This window comes from Mesorhizobium kowhaii (assembly GCF_003253745.1).
Classification (GTDB): domain Bacteria; phylum Pseudomonadota; class Alphaproteobacteria; order Rhizobiales; family Rhizobiaceae; genus Mesorhizobium; species Mesorhizobium kowhaii.
The window spans coordinates 1-1,901 of sequence record NZ_MZXV01000086.1 but is presented as its reverse complement, the minus strand read 5'-3'; the positions used below and the strand labels follow the sequence as shown (position 1 = coordinate 1,901).

Below are 1,901 nucleotides of genomic sequence, written 5' to 3'. Positions count from 1 at the left end.
ACATCGACCGAGGCTGTGGGCCGGTGATGACCGGGAAAGCCCTTCAGGTCGAGAAGACCCCCGGAGAAGTTGAACGTCACATCGACCGAACGCACGGCGTTCCAACGATCCAGGCCGCCATGGGCGGTGATCACGACATCGAGCAACTCGCTCATCCCAATGTCTCCTTGTTTCCCCGAGGACGCCCGTCGCAGCCGCCGTCGGTGTCTGCTAAGCAGCTGCACTCGGACGAGCCGAGACGGCGTCGTACCAGTGCTTGAGCGCGACGCTGTCGTCGGGAATGGGCATGGCGAAGGCTTTCGTCGCGAAGTCGACAGTGACCAGCGTGGTGATATCCGCAGCTGAGAACCGATCACCCGCCACAAACTCGACGTCCTTCAGTCTCGCCTCAAAATCGGTGTAGAAATTAGCCACCCGCTGCTTGCTGCGCTCGATCAGCGCCGGAATCTGCTCGTAGCCATGCGGACCGGAGAAGGCGCGGCCTTTCAAGCCTGCGGCGGCGTTTCGCACTCCCTCCATGACGGAGGCGAAGCCTTCAAGCTCTGCGCGGCGTTCCCACATGGTGATGAGTGCCTTCTCCTTTGGCGTTACGCCGAGTAGCGGGACCTTGGGATAGGCCTCGTCAAGGTAGCGCATGATCGCGGGAACCTCGCCAATCGCTGTGCCGTCATCCAGCACGAGGGTCGGGACAACCGCGCGGGCATTGATGGCTCGATAGGCATCCGAAAACTGTTCCTTCGCGCCGAGGTCGACGGGCGCCAGTTCGATGTCGAGGCCCTTCTCGGCGATCAGGATTCGCACGCGGCGGGAATTGGGCGAGCCGTTGGAATGATAGAGTTTCAAGGGTCTTCTCCAATCAGGTTTCGTATGAAGGATCCACGTCAGCGCCTGGTCGGTTGGCTGCCGGGCCTTAGGCTTGGCTGGCCCGGGCGGAAGCGGCTAGCCGCTCGGCCGTTCCTCGATGGCGTCCACACGGTCGGGATAGAAAGCGACGTAGCCCTTGATTTCAGCCATCGCTGGGAAGGGCGTCTCGTAGGACCACACGGCATTCACCGAGCGGTCCCCGCCGGCGGGAATGCTGAAGTACGAGGCGTCGCCCTTGTAGGGGCAATAGGTCGTGTGGTCGCTCCGCATGAGCGCCGCCATGTCGACGTCGCGGCGGGGGATGTATTGCACGGCCGGATAGGCCGCCTCCCGGAGCGTCAGCGCTGCGGCGGTGTCGGCTATCGTCTGGCCGCGCAGCGTAACCACGACACGATCTGGATTGGCTTCGATCGTGATCGGATGATCAGGGCCGGGAATTTTGATGGACTTCTCGATCATGTTCAGGCCGCCTTCTGGATGGGGAACGCCGTCGTTGCTACTCAGCGGTCTTGCCGTCGTCGTCACGCGTTCAAAAACAGAGTCGCGTGTTCAACGAAGAGCTCCGGGTACTGGTGGTGCGCACCGTGATTGGAGTCGGGGTAGATGATCAGCTCCGCATACGGCATGTTCTGCTGCATGATGAAAGAGTTCACCGTGGGTATGTTCACGTCGTTACTGCCGTTCACGATGAGAGTTGGCTGCTTGATCGTCTTCAGATAGTCGTCCGACCCCTCTTTCTGGACACCCCAATTGCGAATCGCTTCGACCTGGGCGGGCGACACCTTGTCGTTCACTTCGGGATCGCGTCCCTCTTGCCGAAGATGCGTGCGCTTCAGGTACTCCCGTCCCGCCGCCTGGCCCGCCGCGGACGGACTGAATTTAACCGCGAGCCAGACACTCTCTGGCGGATCGTGGGGGTGGGCGCCAAAGAGCCGCCCTGTAGCCTGGGCTATCAGCTCCATTCCCTGACCGCCGCGCGGACCTGCGCCATCGACGATCATCCTGCGAACGAGATCGGGCGCCTGCAAAGTGATTTC

General features: G+C 61.9%; 3 protein-coding genes. All 3 read right to left on the bottom strand.

What is annotated here, in order from left to right; translation table 11 throughout:
- Nucleotides 1–210: 210 nt before the first annotated feature.
- Nucleotides 211–843, bottom strand: coding sequence for a glutathione S-transferase family protein (locus B5V02_RS39985; protein WP_111549414.1), 633 nt, complete (start codon nucleotides 841–843; stop codon nucleotides 211–213).
- A gap of 96 nt (nucleotides 844–939) precedes the next feature.
- Complete coding sequence (locus B5V02_RS39980; RefSeq protein WP_111549415.1) at nucleotides 940–1,323, bottom strand: DUF427 domain-containing protein; 384 nt, start codon at nucleotides 1,321–1,323, stop codon at nucleotides 940–942.
- Between the two features lie 62 nt (nucleotides 1,324–1,385).
- Nucleotides 1,386–1,901, bottom strand: a 516-nt coding sequence (locus B5V02_RS40990) for an alpha/beta fold hydrolase (RefSeq protein WP_167458853.1), incomplete at its 5' end; no start/stop codon positions are given.

What these genes read in the sequence shown, in the direction of transcription:
- B5V02_RS39980 (WP_111549415.1), bottom strand. Translation starts at nt 1,323, where the DNA reads ATGATCGAGAAGTCCATCAAAATTCCCGGCCCTGATCATCCGATCACG.